This window comes from Nonomuraea sp. NPDC049309, from assembly GCF_043196965.1.
GTDB lineage: Bacteria > Actinomycetota > Actinomycetes > Streptosporangiales > Streptosporangiaceae > Nonomuraea > Nonomuraea fastidiosa.
The window spans coordinates 2,888,267-2,906,274 of sequence record NZ_JBICSH010000001.1 but is presented as its reverse complement, the minus strand read 5'-3'; the positions used below and the strand labels follow the sequence as shown (position 1 = coordinate 2,906,274).

The 18,008-nt window shown below is 70.0% G+C and carries 16 protein-coding genes; 7 read left to right on the top strand and 9 right to left on the bottom strand.

The features are described 5' to 3' along the window. The first annotated feature begins 79 nt into the window (after positions 1–79). Positions 80–568, top strand: coding sequence for a VOC family protein (locus tag ACGFIM_RS12855; RefSeq protein WP_393199113.1), 489 nt, complete (start codon positions 80–82; stop codon positions 566–568). A 150-nt stretch (positions 569–718) separates the two neighbouring features. Here ACGFIM_RS12855 and ACGFIM_RS12850 read toward each other — a convergent pair whose 3' ends face one another. Then, positions 719–913 (bottom strand): hypothetical protein, encoded by a 195-nt coding sequence (locus tag ACGFIM_RS12850; RefSeq protein ID WP_393199110.1) that lies wholly within the window; start codon positions 911–913, stop codon positions 719–721. 44 nt (positions 914–957) lie between these two features. Between ACGFIM_RS12850 and ACGFIM_RS12845 the strand changes: the two genes are divergently transcribed. Next, positions 958–1,152, top strand: coding sequence for a DUF3046 domain-containing protein (locus tag ACGFIM_RS12845; RefSeq protein ID WP_393199107.1), 195 nt, complete (start codon positions 958–960; stop codon positions 1,150–1,152). A gap of 19 nt (positions 1,153–1,171) precedes the next feature. Here the strand turns inward: ACGFIM_RS12845 and ACGFIM_RS12840 are convergent, their stop codons facing one another. After that, complete coding sequence (locus ACGFIM_RS12840) at positions 1,172–1,585, bottom strand: hypothetical protein (protein WP_393199104.1); 414 nt, start codon at positions 1,583–1,585, stop codon at positions 1,172–1,174. Between the two features lie 781 nt (positions 1,586–2,366). Here ACGFIM_RS12840 and recA point away from each other — a divergent pair. The 3 genes from recA to rny all read left to right on the top strand — a co-directional run bounded on the left by recA (position 2,367) and on the right by rny (position 8,915). Continuing rightward, positions 2,367–3,455 carry a recombinase RecA gene (gene recA / locus ACGFIM_RS12835; protein WP_393199101.1) on the top strand — a complete coding sequence of 363 codons (1,089 nt, stop codon included), beginning with the start codon at positions 2,367–2,369 and terminating at the stop codon, positions 3,453–3,455. Between the two features lie 11 nt (positions 3,456–3,466). After that, entirely contained in the window at positions 3,467–6,205 is a 2,739-nt protein-coding gene (gene recX / locus ACGFIM_RS12830) for a recombination regulator RecX (RefSeq protein WP_393199098.1), read from the top strand. Positions 6,206–7,298: 1,093 nt separating this feature from the next. Next, positions 7,299–8,915, top strand: coding sequence for a ribonuclease Y (gene rny / locus ACGFIM_RS12825; protein WP_393199095.1), 1,617 nt, complete (start codon positions 7,299–7,301; stop codon positions 8,913–8,915). 95 nt (positions 8,916–9,010) lie between these two features. Here rny and ACGFIM_RS12820 read toward each other — a convergent pair whose 3' ends face one another. The 6 genes from ACGFIM_RS12820 to ACGFIM_RS12795 all read right to left on the bottom strand — a co-directional run bounded on the left by ACGFIM_RS12820 (position 9,011) and on the right by ACGFIM_RS12795 (position 15,343). Beyond that, entirely contained in the window at positions 9,011–10,828 is a 1,818-nt protein-coding gene (locus ACGFIM_RS12820; protein ID WP_393199092.1) for a prolyl oligopeptidase family serine peptidase, read from the bottom strand. Positions 10,829–11,084: 256 nt separating this feature from the next. Further along, positions 11,085–11,906, bottom strand: coding sequence for a glutamate ABC transporter substrate-binding protein (locus ACGFIM_RS12815; protein ID WP_393199089.1), 822 nt, complete (start codon positions 11,904–11,906; stop codon positions 11,085–11,087). A gap of 151 nt (positions 11,907–12,057) precedes the next feature. Beyond that, on the bottom strand, positions 12,058–12,975 hold the full coding sequence (locus ACGFIM_RS12810; RefSeq protein WP_393199086.1) for an amino acid ABC transporter permease: 918 nt from the start codon (positions 12,973–12,975) through the stop codon (positions 12,058–12,060). Beyond that, positions 12,972–13,640, bottom strand: a complete 669-nt coding sequence (locus ACGFIM_RS12805; protein ID WP_393199083.1) for an amino acid ABC transporter permease — start codon at positions 13,638–13,640, stop codon at positions 12,972–12,974. The genes ACGFIM_RS12810 and ACGFIM_RS12805 overlap by 4 nt, the downstream gene beginning before the upstream one ends. A gap of 57 nt (positions 13,641–13,697) precedes the next feature. Then, positions 13,698–14,567: a glutamate ABC transporter substrate-binding protein gene (locus ACGFIM_RS12800; protein WP_393199080.1), complete on the bottom strand. Its 870-nt coding sequence runs from the start codon at positions 14,565–14,567 to the stop codon at positions 13,698–13,700. Between the two features lie 20 nt (positions 14,568–14,587). Further along, positions 14,588–15,343 carry an amino acid ABC transporter ATP-binding protein gene (locus tag ACGFIM_RS12795; protein ID WP_364057206.1) on the bottom strand — a complete coding sequence of 252 codons (756 nt, stop codon included), beginning with the start codon at positions 15,341–15,343 and terminating at the stop codon, positions 14,588–14,590. A 137-nt stretch (positions 15,344–15,480) separates the two neighbouring features. Here ACGFIM_RS12795 and miaB point away from each other — a divergent pair, with 137 nt between their 5' ends. Further along, on the top strand, positions 15,481–16,974 hold the full coding sequence (gene miaB / locus ACGFIM_RS12790; protein WP_393199077.1) for a tRNA (N6-isopentenyl adenosine(37)-C2)-methylthiotransferase MiaB: 1,494 nt from the start codon (positions 15,481–15,483) through the stop codon (positions 16,972–16,974). Positions 16,975–17,202: 228 nt separating this feature from the next. Here the strand turns inward: miaB and ACGFIM_RS12785 are convergent, their stop codons facing one another. Then, the gene (locus ACGFIM_RS12785) at positions 17,203–17,667 is read right to left on the bottom strand and encodes a hypothetical protein (RefSeq protein WP_393199074.1); all 465 of its coding nucleotides are present in this window, start codon (positions 17,665–17,667) and stop codon (positions 17,203–17,205) included. On the opposite strand from ACGFIM_RS12785, the gene ACGFIM_RS12780 reads away from it, so the two are divergent. Continuing rightward, the gene (locus ACGFIM_RS12780; protein WP_393199071.1) at positions 17,666–17,962 is read left to right on the top strand and encodes a hypothetical protein; all 297 of its coding nucleotides are present in this window, start codon (positions 17,666–17,668) and stop codon (positions 17,960–17,962) included. The genes ACGFIM_RS12785 and ACGFIM_RS12780 overlap by 2 nt on opposite strands. The last annotated feature ends 46 nt before the right edge of the window (positions 17,963–18,008 follow it).

The window sequence follows — 18,008 nt, the reverse complement described above, 5'->3', positions numbered from 1 at the left end:
CCTCGCGCCACCGACAGAAAACGCATCTCGCTCCGCGGCGCGACGGTTGAGCGCGGGCCATGGCGGACATACAGCGACCGTGACCATCGACTACGCGGCCATCGAAGCCCGCCGAGCCGAAATACGCGAGCGCTACCTCTTAACGCACCGGCCATCGAGCAGCGCACGCGGCCTGCACCACGTGGCGCTGCTCTCGTCCGATGTCGAACGGACCATCACGTTCTACCAGGAGCTTCTGGAGTTCCCGCTCACCGAGATCTTCGAGAACCGCGACTACAAGGGCTCCAACCACTTCTTCTTCGACATCGGCAACGGCAACCTGCTGGCCTTCTTCGACTTCCCCGGGCTCGACCTGGGGCCGTACCGCGAAGTGCTCGGCGGGCTGCACCACATCGCGATCTCCGTCGATCCCGCCACGTGGGAACGGCTGCGCGGGAAACTGGAGATGGCCGGCGTGCCGCACCAGATCGAAAGCGGCGCCTCCATCTACTTCAGGGACCCCGACGGCGCCCGCCTGGAACTGCTCGCCGACCCTCTCGGCGAGATGTACGGCGCACGGGTGATGTGACCCGCACGGGCGACCTGACCGGCGCCGCGATGTGGCCGATGAGTGGCCGATGACACGTCAGCGCGGCCTGCGTTCGCACGGGTGATGTGCCCGGCGTCGCGATGTGGCCGATGACGTGCCAGGGCGGCCGACGCTGCACGGCGCGAAGTGCTAGCGCCGCGAGGGCCTGCGCCTCCTCGGCTTGCCCGCACGCGGCGCCTGCCTGAGACCGGCGTGCCGCTCGGCGCGCTCGGCCTTCTCCTGCTGTACGGCCTGCCGCAGCATCGCTGACAGCCGGCGGCGTTTCGCCCTGTTGGCCTTCGTCGTGGCGGTCTTCGGGGGTGAAGACTTGGGGGTCTTCGGCATGAGGATGTCGTACCCACCCCAAGGGCGCTCCCATACTTGAGTGCATGCGCCTGACCGAGTTCTGGAGACGGATGAACGCCCACTTCGGCGAGACCTACGCCGAGTCGTGGGCCCGCGACTACGTCCTGGCGCCGCTGGGCGGTCGCACCGTCATGCAGGCGCTGGCCGACGGCGAGAGCGCCAAGACGGTGTGGCGCGCGGTCTGCCAGGTGGAGGACGTCTCGCCGAAGCTCCGCTGACCTCTCGGCGGCGCTCGGGTCACTCCGCGCCGGGCTGGGGCACGTCGAGCGTACGGCGCAGTTCAGCGCACGTACCGCTCAGATCGTCCGCCCCTCCCTGCCCGCCCGGCGACCACAGGAACAGCCAGCCGCGGTTCGACGGGGTGGCGAAGACGAGCGTCCTGCGGCCCGTGTGCGGATGCCACACCCAGAGCACCGGATCGTCGCCTCCGACCATCCGGCTGACCAGACCATGGGCGGGCAACAGGTCGGCGAGGGCCTGAAGATGAGTGCGCCGTTCCCCGGTGTAGCGGCTCGCCACGTGCGCCTCCAACCGTCGCCGTTGCAGTGAGTCTCCCCAGGTCAGCCGCCCGTCAACATGCTGGACGGCATCATCGGCGAGTGCTCCGTACGCGGGGGTCGCGGCGTGGGCGGCGCGCGATCGCGACGTCACCGCCCCGCTGATACCGCCACCCATTTCTTCCGCTACGCCTCGCTTGTGCAGGACGCCCATTCCCCCCGCCACGTTCACCCCTCGGGGCGTCCATTTCTTCCGGTACGTCCCCTTCGGCCGCGCCCGCTACCTCACCCAGCCGCGTACCCCACCGCCCCCAGCCGCGCCCGCCACCTCGGCTCAGCCGCTGCTTGCGGTCTCGCTTGGCCGTACCCGCCACCTCGGCTCGGCCGTGTTCACGGTCTCGCTTGGCCGTGCCTGCCGTCTCGCCCGGTTGCCGTGCCCGTCGTGTCGCCCGGTGGTGAGAGTGCCTGCCGTGTCGGTTGGCTGTGTTTGCCGTTGCGGGTGGTCGTGCCCGTCATCTCGGCTCGGCCGTGTTCGCGGTCTCGCTTGGCCGTGCCTGCCGTCTCGCCCGGTTGCCGTGCCCGTCGTGTCGCCCGGTGGTGAGAGTGCCTGCCGTGTCGGTTGGCTGTGTTCGCCGTTGCGGGTGGTCGCGCCCGTCACCTCGGCTCGGCCGTGTTCGCGACCTCGCCTGGGTCATGCCCCCTGCCTCGACCCGGTCGCGTCCGTCGCCTCGGCCGGTCGTGCTTGCCCCACCCGGTTGTGAACCCAGGGGAGAGATCACCTGCGTGTTCCTGCGTGTTCCTGCTGTGATCGAACAGCCGTTCGGCTACGATGGATGAAGCCGGGCCACGTCTTCCCCGACTGCGTCGAAAATGTCGGTGGCAGGCCGTAGCTTTCACTCGACTGATCGGACCACGACCCTCCAGGGGGAGTTCCCATGGCTATCAACGACCGCGAGAAGGCCCTCGAGACCGCGCTCGCTCAGATCGAGCGGCAGTTCGGCAAGGGCTCTGTCATGAGGCTGGGCGACGACGCCCGAGCTCCCATCGAGGTGATCCCCACCGGGTCCATCTCCCTGGACGTCGCCCTCGGCATCGGCGGTCTGCCGCGCGGGCGCATCGTGGAGATCTACGGTCCCGAGTCGTCGGGTAAGACCACCATCGCCCTGCACGCGGTGGCCAACGCCCAGCGCGCCGGGGGCATCGCCGCGTTCATCGACGCCGAGCATGCGCTCGACCCCGAATACGCCAAGAAGCTCGGGGTCGACACCGACGCCCTGCTGGTGTCCCAGCCCGACACGGGTGAGCAGGCGCTCGAGATCGCCGACATGCTGATCAGGTCCGGCGCGATCGACATCGTCGTCGTCGACTCCGTGGCGGCCCTGGTGCCCAAGGCCGAGATCGAGGGCGAGATGGGTGACAGCCACGTCGGTCTGCAGGCCCGCCTGATGTCGCAGGCGCTGCGCAAGATCGCCGGCGCGCTCAGCAGCACCGGCACCACCGCCATCTTCATCAACCAGCTCCGCGAGAAGATCGGCGTCATGTTCGGCAGCCCCGAGACCACGACCGGTGGTAAGGCGCTGAAGTTCTACGCTTCGGTCCGCATGGACATCCGGCGCATCGAGACCCTCAAGGACGGCACGGAGGCGGTCGGCAACCGCACCCGGGTCAAGATCGTCAAGAACAAGATGGCCCCGCCCTTCCGGGTCGCCGACTTCGACATCCTCTACGGCGTGGGCATCTCCCGCGAGGGCGGCCTCATCGACATGGGCGTGGAGCACGGCTTCGTCCGCAAGTCCGGCGCCTGGTACACGTACGAGGGCGAGCAGCTCGGCCAGGGCAAGGAAAACGCCCGCAACTTCCTGCGCAACCACCCCGACATGGCCAACGAGATCGAAAAGAAGATCAAGGACAAGCTGGGTGTGGGCCCGCGCCTCGACGCTCCCGCCGAGGCCGCCGCGCCGGCTCCGGCCGCCGCCTCCTCGGGCCGTGGCTCCAAGTCCACCCCCAAGCCGGGTGACGTCTGAGCGTCGGCCGCATGAGCAACACCGACCGGCCACAGGTGCCCCGTACACCGGAGCGGGGCGCCTGGCCCGCCCCCTCCTCCCACCGCCGTGACCTGGCCCGCTCAGCCACGGACGGCTGGCCGTCGGTAGCCGAATGGCGCGAACAACGCGCCCGCCAGCGTGCCCAGGAAACCGCGACGACAGGAGACGAACCAGCACCACCAGCGAACACCGCAGAAAACCCTCCCGAAAGCCCAGCGGCAGCAGGCTCCGCAGGGACCGCAGAAGGCTTTCCACAAGAGGCCCCGGAGGCGGCCGCAGAACTCACAGGAGACGCTCCGGAAGCGGATGTGGGACTCGCGGGAGACGCCCCGGAGGCGGCCGCAGAACTCACAGGAGACGCTCCGGAAGCGGATGTGGGACTCGCGGGAGACGCCCCGGAGGCGGCTGCGGAACGTACAGGGAACGTTCCGGGGACGGCTGTGGGACTCACGGGGGACGCCCCGGAGGCGGCTGCGGAACGTACAGGGAACGTTCCGGGGACGGCTGTGGGACTCACGGGGGACGCTCCGGAAGCGGATGTGGGACTCGCGGGAGACGCCCCGGAGGCGGCTGCGGAACGTACAGGGAACGTTCCGGGGACGGCTGTGGGACTCGCGGGAGACATCCCGGATACGGACGCGGAAAGCCGCCAGCAGGACAGGCCTGCAACCTCCGAATCCGCGCAGGCCCTTCTCCAGCCGTCGGCGGACGACTCCAAGCGTCGCGCTGAGGGCGAACCAACTGCGGACGTGCGCGGACGCAGCGTAGACGAGGGTCGGCGGCGGGGTCCCCACGGCGAAGGCTGGCGAGCTTCTCGGAGCGGGGATCGACAGAACCCCCAAGAGGACGATCGGCGGGGCTTGCGAGGCGGGGACTGGCAGGGTTCCCGAGGCGAGGACCAGCGAGGCTCCCTGGGTGGGGACCGGCGGGATTCTCGAGACGAGGACCAGCGGGATGCCCCAGACGAGGGTCAACGTGGTGCCCGACATGGGAACAAGCGGAAATCCCAGGATGAGGATTGGCGTGTTGCCCAGGATGGGAGCAGACGGGATTCCCGAGATGGGGATCAGCGGGGCTCGCGAGGCGGGGGCTGGTGGGAATTCCGCGATGATGATCAGCGAGGTGCCCGAGGCGGAGACTCGCGAGAATCCCAAGGCCAGGATCAGCGTGGCTCCGTAGGCGGGGGCTGGTGGACCTTCCGGGACGAGGATCGGCGAGGCCCTGACACCGCCCACATTGAGCCGGAGCCGCCCTCCGGCGCTCCGCACCCGTTCTTCCAGCATCTCGAGGTGCCGAACCCCTCAACGGGTGAGGACAGCGACGGAGTCCGTCCAGAGCGCAGGCGACCGCCGGCTGCAGCTCGGCGATCGCCTGCCGAACCGCCGCCATCAGCAGGAACGCCGCCTGCCACGACGGGCTCAGATCGCCGTCCGGCGGATGAATGGCACTCGGAGGTGCTCGCCGGTCCGAGCTGGTTCGCGCCCACCGCAGACGAAGGCGACTCACGCCCGCGCGGCCGCGCACGTCGGGGCGGCGGTGCTGGCAGTGTCTCTGACGGCTCTGGCAGTGCCTCTGGTGACCTCGGCAGTGCGTCCGGTGACCCCAGCCGACTCGGTACGTCGTCCGCGGAACCCTCGGTCGCCGACCGATCCCGCAAGAGCCGCAGCCGCCCGCCCACCGGCCCTGGGTGGATCGACGCCGAGCCAGACCCGTTCGGCGGCGAGCCCGGCCGGCCCGGTGACGGGCGTGCTCCTTCCAGTGACGGGCGGGGCTCGTTCGGTGTGGAGAACGGGCCGTTCGGTGGGGACGCAGCAGCCTTCGCGGAAGACGTCGAGCCGTTTGCTGGGCAAGTCGGGTCGTTTGGTGAAGGGGCCGGGTCGTTTGCTGGGGGAGACGGGTCGTTTGGTGAAGGGGCCGGGTCGTTTGCTGGGGGAGACGGGTCGTCTGGTGAAGGGGCCGGGTCGTTTGCTGGGGGAGACGGGTCGTCTGGTGAAGGGGGCGGGCCGGTTGCTGGGGCAGATGGGTCGTCTGGTGAAGGGGCCGGGCGGCGCGGACGGAAGAGCGGGCGGTACGGAAGGAAGCCCGGCGGAAGCGGCGTCCAGAGTCGGGGACGATCGTCTGGCGGGGCCGATGATGACGGAGCGACCGGCCCGGGCTCGCGGCGCCGGGGTCGGCGTCGGGGGTGGCTGCCTGAGGGGCCCGATGAGGGGGGTGCGGCCGGTGCCGGGCCGGATGCGGATCCGGAGGCGGTGGCGCGGGCCATCTGCCTGCGGCTGCTCACCATCGCTCCCAAGACCCGCGCCCAGCTCGCGGACGCTCTGCGCAAACGTGACGTGCCGGAGGAGGCCGCGGAGGCGGTGCTCAGCCGGTTCTCCGAGCTGGGGCTGATCAACGACGAGGCGTTCGCGGCGGCGTGGGTCGAATCCCGTCACCACGGGCGTGGGCTGGCCAAACGCGCGCTGGCGGCCGAGCTGCGGCAGCGGGGCGTGGACAGCGAAACGGTCAGCGAGGCCGTCGAACGCCTCGACCCCGAGCAGGAGGTGGAGACCGCCCGGCGGCTCGTCGAGCGCAAGCTCGCCTCCACTCGCTCGCTCGACCCGCAGAAGCGCACCCGCCGCCTGGCCGGGATGCTGGCCCGCAAGGGTTACCCCTCCGGCCTCGCCTACCGCGTCATCCGTGAGGCCCTCGAACAGGAGGGCATCGAGATGGACGAAGAGTTCCCGTCGTAGGCAGGTGGGCCTGGACGCTCGGACGTCTAGGGGCTACAGGACATGTGGTCGTCGTCCAGCTGAGTGCGTGGTCGTGCCGCCTTTTCCCGTGGGGTCGGGCGCTTCTGGCTGTCGTGGGTCGGGTGTTTCGGGTTGCCGTGGGTCGGGTGTTTCGGGTTGCCGTGGGTCGGGTGTTTCCGGCTGTCGTGGGGTCAGGTGTTTTGGGCTGTTGTGGGTCGGGTGTTTCGGGTTGCCGTGGGTCGGGTGTTTCCGGCTGCCGTGGGGTCGGACGTTTCGGGCTGTTGTGGGTCGGGTGTTTCCGACTGTCGTGAGGTCGGGGGCTGCGGGCTGCCGTGCGTTCGGGGGTTTCCGGCTGTCGTAGGGGTGGGTGGTTCCGTGGTTTGGGTGCGTGTTGTGGGTGGGTGAAGCGCCGCCGTAGTGGTGTCATGGTCGCCGTTGGTGTCTCTGCGGACGTTTTCGTGTTCTGTGGTCGGGTGGGCGTCTTCAGGGTTAAGCCGTGTGATGTGCTCGGCTGGAGCGCGTCTGCAGCCGGGGGTGCTGCGTGCGTGTGCTGTCGGTTCGGGCGTCTGCGCGGTCGGTGTCGGTGTCCTGGCGTTGCGGGTGGCGGCTCTGTGGTGTCGTGTCGGGTTCAGGCGCTGGCTCGGGTGTTGACGGCTTGGCCAGGTGGGGTCGAGGGGGCGCGTTCGGGGCGTCGTGGTCGCGGGTTCGGGGACGAGGAGTGCGTTCGCGGGTGGGCTTCGGCGGGGTTGGGTGGGGGTTCTGCGGGGGGCTGGGGATCGGTGTGCGGGCGGGGCTCGTAAGACACGCTTGATGCCGCGTTTGCTTGCTCGTGACCTGTTCGACGCATAACCTCGACGGCAGTGAGGAGTTACTCCGCGCAGCGCGGATTGCCATAACGGTGAACGACGGACGAACGAGCAGGGTTGATCGAGGCAGGCGAGGTGTCGGCCGCGGGGGCCGACGCCCGGTCGGCCGTGTCTTGGCCTCGATCGTGGCGATGGTGCCGACCTGGCGATCCGCGGCGCGTCTGTGACCCCTCCTGTTTTGTGGCCGCGTTATGAGTTCCTGACGACGCGAGGAGGGCGGGGCGCACATGGGGCCGCTGGTCGTGGTGCTGATGGTGGCGGTGCTCGTGCTCGCGTTCGGCATGGTGGCGGCGCTCCTCGTCGTCGTACGGCGCACATCGGCCGCGGTGCCGCGTGCCGCCGAGCCTGACCCCGCGCAGATGGAGGCCGTGCAGCAGGAGCTGGAGCAGGCGCGCGAGCGGGCCAGGGAGATCCGCAGCAAGGCGGAGAGCGACGCCGAGGAGATCCTGCGCAGGTCGGAGGCGGCGGCCGAGAGCGCCGCGCAGATGCGGCGGGAGGTCGAGGAGGAGAGCCGGATACTGAAGTCCGAGCTCAAGGAGCTGCGCGCCGATCTCGAACGCCGTGAGGCCCGCCTGGCCGAGCGGGAGCAGCGGCTGGACGAGGAGGCCCGGCGGCAGGCCGAGCGGGACAGGAAGCTGGCCGAGACGGAGGTCGAGCTGGCCGATCGCCGCGAGGAGCTGCTGCAGGTCGAGGAGGAACGCCGCCGGATCCTGGAACGCGTGGCCGGGCTGACGAGCGAGCAGGCCAAGGCCGAGCTGGTCAAGGAGATCGAGAACCAGGCCAAGCGCGAGGCGGCGCTCATCGTCAGGGAGATCGAGGGGCAGGCGCGCAAGGAGGGCGAGAAGCGCGCCACGAAGATCATCACGCTGGCCGTGCAGCGGCTGGCGGCGGAGCAGACGGCCGAGTCGGTCGTCAGCGTGCTGCACCTTCCCGGCGACGAGATGAAGGGCCGCATCATCGGGCGCGAGGGGCGTAACATCCGCGCGTTCGAGTCCACGACCGGGGTCAACCTGATCATCGACGACACCCCGGAAGCGGTGCTGCTGTCGTGTTTCGACCCGGTACGCCGGGAGACCGCCCGGCTGACGCTGGAGAAGCTGGTGCTCGACGGCCGCATCCACCCGCAGCGCATCGAGGAGGCCCACGACCGCAGCCGCCAGGAGGTGCAGGACCTGTGCGCGCGGGCCGGTGAGGACGCCCTGGTCGAGCTGGGCATCACCGACATGCACCCGGAGCTGACGCTGCTGCTCGGGCAGTTGCGCTACCGCACCTCCTACGGTCAGAACGTGCTCAAGCACCTCATCGAGTCGGCCCACATCGCCGGCATCATGGCGGCCGAGCTGAAGCTGGATCAGGCGCTGGTGAAGCGCTGCGCGCTGCTCCACGACATCGGCAAGGCGCTCACGCACGAGGTCGAGGGCAGCCATGCGCTGATCGGGGCGGAGATCGCCCGCCGTTACGGCGAGGACGAGGAGGTGGTGCACGCCATCGAGGCGCACCACAACGAGGTCGAGGTCCGTACGGTCGAGGCGGTGCTCACGCAGGCCGCCGACGCGATCAGCGGCAGCCGCCCCGGCGCCAGGCGGGAGTCGCTGGAGGCGTACGTCAAGCGGCTCGAACGCCTGGAGCAGATCGCGCAGTCGTACGAGGGCGTGGAGAAGGTGTTCGCCATGCAGGCCGGGCGGGAGATCCGGGTCATGGTCAAGCCCGACGCCGTCGACGACATCCAGGCCCAGGTGATCGCCAGGGACGTGGCCAAGCAGGTGGAGGAGGAGCTCACGTATCCGGGGCAGATCCGCATCACCGTGGTGCGGGAGTCGCGCGCGACCGAGTTCGCCCGCTGAGAGGTTCGCCCGCTGAGAGCCGGCTCCATCACCTCCTCGTCGGGTGGCGGCGGGGCGTGCGTCAGCCGGACGTCCGGCTCCGGGCGGCGCGGGCGTCAGGCGAAGAGCTGCTGGTAGAAGGCGAGCTCGGCGGCCAGGGCGGCGGCGCGGGTCTCGGTGCGGCGGAAGCCGTGCGACTCGCCCTCGAACGCGAGGTACGTGCACGGCACGCCGCGTTCGGACAGCGCGTCGGCGAACGCCGTGGACTGCTGGGGCGGCACCACGGGGTCGTCGAGGCCCTGGAGGAGCAGCATGGGGCAGGTGACGCCGTCGACGAGGGCGAGGGGTTCGCGGCTCGCGTACACTTCGGGGTCTTCCGGCCCCACCAGCCACTCCACGTAGCGTGACTCGAAGTCGTGGGTGTGGGCGATGAGCGGGCCGAGCGCGCTGACCCCGAAGTACGACACCCCGCCCGCGAACACGTCGGACCTGCAGCAGGCGGCCATCACGGTCCAGCCGCCCGCGCTGCCGCCGCGCACGGCGATCCTGGCGGGGTCGGCGAGCCCTTCGGCGGCCAGCCACTCGGCGGCGGCGACGGTGTCGGCGACGTCGACCAGCCCCCACTGGCCCTTGAGCCGGTCGCGATAGGCCCTGCCGTAGCCGGTGGAGCCGCCGTAGTTGACGTCGAGTACGCCGATGCCGCGCGAGGTCAGGAACGCCTTCTCCAGGTCGAGCCCGGTGTCGGCGTGGGCGGTCGGACCGCCGTGCACGAAGATCACGTAAGGGGGCGGGCCGTCGCCGGCGGCCTCGGCGTGCGGTGGGTAGAGGTAGGCGTGGACGTCGCCCCCCACCCGTACGGCCTGGGGCAGCGGCAGGTAGGAGGGGTCGGGCAGGGCGACGGTGTCGCCGGTGAGACGCCGCCGGTCGCCCGTGGCGGTGTCGACGGTGACGACCGAGCGGGGCGTCGTGGCGGCGTACCCGATGCCGGTCACCATGGCGCCGTCGGCGGCCAGCGCCGCGTCCCAGCCGGTGCAGGACGTGTGCAGGTCGGTGAGCGTGCCGCGCTCGGGGTCGAGCAGGCCGAGCCGCAGGTCGCCACGTCCGTGCAGGACGGCGAGGCGGCCGTCGCCGAGCACCGCGTACGGCATGCCGCCCAGCCGCCACGGCGGCAGCGTGAACTCCTCCTCGGCCGGCCACAGCGCCCGCGCGTCCTCGCCGCGCAGGCCGATCTCGTAGAGGTTCCACCAGCCGGAGGCGTCGGAGACGAGGTAGAGCCGGGAGTCGTCCTTCCAGCTCGGCGACAGCACGGACTCGTCCGGTCCGCCGCGCACCGTCCAGGTCTCTCCGTCTTCCAGGCGGGTGACGCGCAGCTCGGTGCCGTTCCACGGCATGCGGGGGTGGTCCCAGCAGACGTAGGCGAGATGCCGCCCGTCGGGGGACAGAGTGGGGGATGCGTAGAAGTCGCAGCCGGTGGCCCATTCGCGGATCTCGCCGCCGTCGAGCGGGATGGAGACCACGGCCCGGGTGATCTTGCCGTTGTCGCCGTGGCTTTCGCGTACGCACCACACCTCGGTGTCGTGCACCACCAGATCGGCGTAGCGGGATCCCTCCTCCGTGAGGGGTTTCGGTTCGCCGTTTTCGCCCAGAACGTAGAGACGCTGATCCTTGAGGTTGGCGAACACCACCTCGCCCGCGGGGGTGACCGCGTAGGGGCGGCCGCCGTACTCGTGGACCCGGGTGCGCGCGCACCATGGGGCGGGCAGCAGGTCACGGCGGGTGCCGTCGGGGTCGCGGCGCACGATCGCGGTGCGCCCGCCCTCGTCAGGACGGTCCTCGGTCCACCACACCCGGCCGTCGCGGGCCGTGGGCCAGCCGGGACGCACGCCGGCGGCGGCCACGTCTCTGGTCGAAATGGGGGAGGGCCAGAAAGGCATACCCGCATCCTGCCGGAAGATCGCCGGGAGTGCGGGCCGGTCCTCACAGTTCAGCGCACGTTCGCCGAGTTCACCCGCCCCGGATGCCGTCCTGTCCTCCCCGGAGGGGACCGCCTCTGGGCGGCGAGGTCCCGGCGCGGGCGTGGACAGGGAGTGAGGTTCGGGGTGGAGGTGCCGTCGTAGGGGGCGCGGGTGGGGCGTGCGAAGGCCCCGGGTGCGACCGGCGTCGAGGTGGAGGTCCCGGCGGGGGCGCGGGTCAGGGGCAGGAGGCGGAGCGGGGGAGGGAGGACGGGAGGTCGAGGTTGGTGCGGCCGAACCACTTGCGCAGCAGCCGGGTCGTCGTGCCGTCCCGCCACATGGCGGTGATGGCGCGGTTGAGTGCCTGGCAGGTCTCGATGTCGCCCTCCTTCAGCCCCACCGCCCACGGCTCGTCGCTGATCGGCTGGTTGAGCAGGCGGAACCGGCCGGGGGAGCGCGCGGCGTAGCCGGCCAGGATGAGGTTCTCGGTGCTGACGGCGTCCAGGAGGCGGTCCTGGAGCTTGCGCACGCACATGGAGTAGTTGGCCGCGGGCACGAGCTCGGCGGGCAGGTCCAGCTTGCCGTCGGGCGGCGGGTCCACGATCCGCCGGTACGAGTTGGAGCCCTCGGCCAGGCAGATCCGCCTGCCGCGCAGGTCGCTGACGTTCCGGATACGGGGGTCGGAGGCGCGGACCATGGTGTCCTGGTTGACGATCACGTACGGCCCGGCGAACGTCACCTTGGGCTTGCGCGACTCGATGATCGAGTACGACGCCACGATCATGTCCACGCCGCCGTTCTGCAGCAGCGCCTCGCGGGTCGACGACGGCGACTCCCGCCAGATGATGTCGACCTTGGCGCCGCCGGCGAGGTGGCGGACGAGGTAGCGGGCGACGTCCACGTCGAAACCCTGGGGTTCGCCGTCTCCGGTGCGCAGGGCGACGCCGGGCTGGTCCCACTTGGTGCCGACGACGACCTTGCCGGTGTGCCTGATCCGGTCGAGGACGGTGACGTCCGGGTTTTCGCTGCTGCAGGCGGTCAGGCCCACCGTCACAGCCACCGCCGCCAGCATCACCACGCGCATGAACTACGGTAACCCGCCCGAAACCGGACAGAAGCGGCGTGACGCTTTCTTGGGCATCTCTGGAACCCGGGAAAAGGCAGAGCCCCCGGCGAGGCGCTCACCGGGGGCTCCAGGAAGGGTCTCTGTGTCACTCCACGGGACGGTCGGGGGCCATGCCACCGCCCTCGGTGCCCTGGCCCGCGGCGACACCCACCTCGGCGGCGCCGGGCGCGGTCACGGGGGCCGCCCCCGTCTTGCGGCTGCGCCGGCTGCGCCGCTCCAGCCAGGTGGCCAGGTAGCTGAGCGCCAGGTTCAGGGCGACGTAGATGACGCCGATGACGATCGCCGCCGGGATCAGCGTGCCGAAGAGCGCGGCCGGCAGGATCTTGAAGCCGGTGTTGAGCAGGTCGACGTAGGCGATGATGTAGCCGAGCGCGGTGTCCTTCAGCAGCACCACGAGCTGGCTGACGATCGCCGGCATCATCGCCGTGATGGCCTGCGGCAGCAGCACCAGCCGCATCACCTGGTTCTTGCGCATGCCGATCGCGTACGCCGCCTCCGACTGCCCCCTGGGCACCGCGTGCACGCCCGCCCTGACGACCTCGGCGAGCACCGAGCCGTTGTAGAACATGAGGCCGAGCACGACGGAGATGAACGCGTAGTCGCCGCCGCCGAACAGCGTGGGCGCCAGGTAGAAGAGGAAGAAGATCAGCAGCAGCAGCGGGATCGCCCGGAAGACCTCGACCACGATGCCCGCGGGGATGCGGATCCACGCGTGGTCGGAGAGCCGGGCCAGGCCGAAGATCGCGCCGAACGCCAGCGCCAGCACCGCGGCCACGCCCGCCGCGCGCAGCGTGCCGATCAGGCCCGGAATGATGTAGACCTCCCAGGTCTTCCACTCCAGGAACGGCGCCCAGATCTTGCCGTCGAACTGGTCCTTGGCGTCGAAACCGCGGTACACGCCGTACAGGACGGCGGCCACCGCGACCACGCTGATCACGGTGAGCGCGTGGTTGCGCACCCGGCCACGCGGTCCGGGAGCGTCGAAGAGTACGGAGGTGCTCATCGGGCCACCGCCAGCCGCCGGGCCAGCCACCCGGTGAAGAAGCCGATCGGCATCGTCAGCGCCATGAACGCCAGGACGAGGCCGATGAAGATCGGGATGGACGCGCCGGTCTGGTCGAAGGTGATCTTCATGACCGCCGCGGAGTCGAGGAGGTAGCCGCCGGCCGTCGCGACCGTGGTGTTCTTGATCATGGCAATGATCACGCTGCCGAGCGGCGCGATGACCGAGCGGAAGGCCTGGGGCAGGATGATCAGCCGCAGCGACTGCATGAACGTCAGCCCGATCGCCCTGGCCGCCTCGGCCTGGCCGATCGGCACCGTGTTCACGCCGGCGCGCAGCGCCTCGCACACGAAGGCCGCGGTGTAGGCCGACAGGCCCATCGACACGATCCAGAACGAGTTGGTCGACGGCGTCTCGGAGAACACCAGGCCGAGCTTGTCGCTCAGACCCAACGCCGAGAAGGCCAGGACCAGCGTCAGCGGGGTGTTACGCACCACGTTGACATAGAGCGTCCCGGCCGTGCGCAGCACGGGCGTGGGGGACACCCGCATCGCCACCAGGATCGTGCCGAGAATCATGGCCGCGACCCCGGCCACAAGGGCGATCTTGATGTTCTCCAGGAATCCGAGCGCGAGGTCGGGGCCGTACTTGATGAGTTCGTCCATTGTGCTCCACCGCATAGGCAGCGGCGGCCGGAGCACCGGCCGCCGCTCTTGGTGAGATCAGGCGCAGCCCTCGGCCGGCGGCGCCTCCGTCGAGAGGTTGAGGCCCTGGATACCGCCGAACCACTTGTCCAGCAGCTGCTTCATGGTGCCGTCGTCCCACAGCTTCTTGATCGCCGTGTTCACGGCCTCACAGGTCTTGGTGTCGCCCTTCTTCAGGCCGACGCCGTACTTCTCATCCGTGAAGCCCTGGCCGAGCACCTTGAAGTTGCCGCCGGCCTGCTTGGCGAAGCCCGCCAGGATCAGGTCGTCGGTGGTGACCGCGTCGAGGTTGGAGCCCTGCAGCTTCTGCACGCACTCGGAGTAGTTGGCGGCGTCGACGGTGGTGGCGTCGATGTTGAGCTCGCCGTCCGGTGGCGGGTCGGTGATGCGCTTGTAGGAGTTGGAGCCCGCCGCCTTGCAGATCTTCTTGCCCTTGAGGTCCTGCGGGCTGTTGATCGAGGTGTCGTCCTTGCGGACCATGATGTCCTGGTGCGCGATGACGTACGGGCCGCCGAAGGTCACCTTGCCCTTGCGCTCCTCGGTGATGGAGTACGTGGCGAAGATGATGTCGACCGTGCCGTTCTGGAGGAACGGCTCACGGTTGGAGGAGGCCGACTCCTTCCACTCGATCTTCACGTCCTTGCCGCCGGCCACCTCCTTCAGCACGGCCTTGGCGACGTCGACGTCGAAGCCCTCGGGCTCGGCGCCCGTCTTCAGGCCCAGGCTCGGCTGGTCCCACTTGGTGCCGACCACGATGGTGCCGCCACCGGCGATCTTGTCGGCGACGGTGGCGTACTCGCCGCCGCCACCGCCATCGCCGCCACAGGCCGCGAGGCCGGCGACCATGGCCGCCGCCGCGAGCACTGCTCCCATTCGACGCATGTGCATGTGTTCCCTGCCTTGATTAGTCAGTGCGTGAGAATCTTCGAAAGGAAGTCACGCGCCCGGTCAGTCTGCGGGTTGGTGAAGAACTCGTCGGGAGTGTTCTGCTCCACGATCTGCCCGTCGGCCATGAACACGACCCGGTTCGCGGCCCTGCGGGCGAATCCCATCTCGTGCGTGACGACCACCATGGTCATCCCGTCACGCGCCAGCCCGATCATGACATCGAGCACCTCCTGGACCATCTCCGGGTCCAGCGCGGAGGTCGGCTCGTCGAACAGGATCATTTTCGGGTCCATGGCCAGCGCCCTGGCGATGGCGACCCGCTGCTGCTGGCCACCGGAAAGCTGGGCCGGATATTTGTCCGCCTGAGCGGCGATGCCCACGCGTTCGAGCAGCTCCATCGCGCGCTTGTCCGCGGCGTCCTTGGCGACTCCGCGCACCTTGATCGGTCCGAGAGTGACGTTCTCTCTGATGGTCTTGTGCGCGAACAAGTTGAACGACTGAAAGACCATGCCGACTTCGGAACGCAGCTTGGCGAGCGCCTTGCCCTCCTGCGGCAGCTCCTGGCCGTCAAAAATGATCTTTCCGTCGCTGATCGTCTCCAACCGGTTCATCGTGCGGCACAACGTCGACTTGCCGCCTCCCGAAGGGCCGATGACGACCAGAACCTCGCCACGAGAGACGGTCAAGTTGATGTTCTTCAGGACGTGCAACGACCCGAAGTGCTTGTTGACGTTCTCCAACTGGACCAGTGGAGTGGCGTCGCCGTTCTCCGTCATGGAGTAAAACGTAGAGGGCATTAGAACGCTGTGCACTAACCGAGCGGTACCGATCCGATCACATCACGCCGTCAAGCTGGCCTTTTAGAACCGTACGGGCCTTGTCAAGCCCGAGTGCGACTACCCTTGAACCTGCCATGACTGTGACCCAGGAGGGCGCCCGCACCTACGAAGTGCGCACATACGGGTGCCAGATGAACGTCCACGACTCCGAGCGGCTGTCCGGCCTGCTGGAGGAGGCCGGCTACGTGCCCGTCCCCGACGGTGAGACGGCCGATGTGGTCGTGTTCAACACATGCGCCGTGCGGGAGAACGCCGACAACCGCCTCTACGGCAACCTCGGCCACCTCCGCCCGGCCAAGGCCGGCAACCCCCGCATGCAGATCGCGGTCGGCGGCTGCCTGGCGCAGAAGGACCAAGGCGAGATCATCCGCCGGGCGCCGTGGGTCGACGTCGTGTTCGGCACCCACAACATCGGCTCGCTGCCGGTGCTGCTGGAGCGGGCCCGCATCGAGGGCGAGGCGCAGGTCGAGCTGAAGGAGTCGCTCGAGGTCTTCCCCTCGACGCTGCCCACCAAGCGCGAGTCCCCCTATGCCGCCTGGGTGTCGATCTCCGTCGGCTGCAACAACACCTGCACGTTCTGCATCGTGCCGTCGCTGCGCGGCAAGGAGAAGGACCGCCGCCCCGGCGACGTGCTCGCCGAGGTGCAGGCGCTGGTCGACCAGGGCGTGCTCGAGGTCACGCTGCTCGGCCAGAACGTCAACACCTACGGCGTGGAGTTCGGCGACCGGCTCGCCTTCGGCAAGCTGCTGCGCGCCTGCGGCGACATCGAAGGCCTCGAACGCGTGCGCTTCACCTCGCCTCACCCGGCGGCCTTCACCGACGACGTCATCGCCGCCATGGCCGAGACGCCCAACGTGATGCACCAGCTCCACATGCCGTTGCAGTCGGGCTCCGACCGCATCCTGCGGGCCATGCGGCGCTCCTACCGCGCCGAGCGCTACCTCGGCATCATCGAGCGCGTACGCGCCGCCATGCCCGACGCGGCCATCTCCACCGACATCATCGTCGGCTTCCCCGGCGAGACCGAGGAGGACTTCCAGGCCACCCTCGACGTCGTCCGCGAGAGCCGCTTCGCCAACGCCTTCACCTTCCAGTACTCCATCCGGCCGGGCACCCCCGCCGCCACCATGCCGGACCAGGTGCCCAAGGAAGTCGTGCAGGAGCGGTACGAGCGGCTCGTCGCCCTGCAGGAGGAGATCTCCTGGGAGGAGAACAAGAAGCAGGTGGGCCGCACGCTCGAAGTGCTGGTCGCCGAGGGCGAGGGGCGCAAGGACGAGGCCACCCGCAGGCTGTCGGGGCGCGCGCCGGACAACCGGCTCGTGCACTTCGCCGTGGGCGACGAGACGCCGCGGCCCGGCGACATGGTGACCGTCGAGGTCACGTACGCGGCGCCGCACCACCTGGTCGCCGACGGGCCCCTGCTCGGCGTCCGGCGCACCCGCGCGGGCGACGCCTGGGAGGCCCGCCAGGGCGGCGGTCCCCGCACCTCCGGGGTGATGCTCGGCATGCCGAGCATCGGCCGTCCCGCCCCGCTGCCCGCCACGACGGGCGGCTGCTCGGCGCACTGACCGCGAGCGTCCTGGGCGGCCCCGGCCGCCCGCTCGGTCGCGCCCGACCGGACCCTGGGCGGCGTCCGGCGGGTGGCGTCTCCGTCCGGGCGAACGCTCTCCGGCGGGCCGGATGCGCGCCTTCGCCTGGCCGGACGCGGCGCCCGCGCGCGGCTCACGTACCTCCGAAAAGGGCGGCACCCGTTGGCGGTGCCGCCCTTTTCGCGTGCGGTCGGCTTTCGCGTGCGGTCAGCGGATGAGGCGGTTCAGCACGTCGTAGCAGGGGCCGCGGCGGAAGTCCTGGAAGGTCGCACACGGGTCGGGCACGCCGGGACGCCGTGCGGGCGGGGACATACGGGCGGGCCTGGTCACCTGGGCGGGCGGCCCGGATGAGGGCCTGACGGGAGCGATGGCCCGCGGCTCGGCGGGCGGCCGGGCGGGTCCGTGAGCGGGGCGCGTGGGCGGCCGTGGCGGCGCCTGCGGGGCCGGCGAGCCGTGCGGGCGGCCCGCGTTCTGGTGGGGCGGCGCGAGGGGCCGTGCCATGCCCGGGAGGCTCCTGTCGTACGGCGGCGGGACGGGGGAGGCCAGCGGGCCGGCCGAGGGGATGCCGGGAGTGGCCGTGCCGGCCGGGATGTCCCAGGCCGGGAGGAGGTCGGCGGCGGGGTCCCACGGCGGGACGGCCTCGATCCAGGGCGGCGACAGCGGGCCGAACATGATCGACGCCGGGCGGCGCGATGAATGGATCGCTCCATTTGCGGGCGTCGGAGTTGATGTGGCGGTTTGTGTTCTGATCGACGCCGAGAGTGGCGAATCAGATGATTTCGATCTTGTGGAAAGCGGAGTTTCCCGATCCAATCCATGCCGAGTTTGCGATGATGGCTCCGGCGAGTCGGTGAATGCCAGGAAAATTCCCAGCATGGCGGTGACGAGTACCCCGAAGGCTCCGGCCATGGGCGCGAGGTGGGCGCGGCTACCTGGGAAAATGGATCTTTGGGGGGACAAGTCGTGATTCCTTTGTGATTGTTGTGCGAGCATTCGGCTGTTGCGGCTAGTGT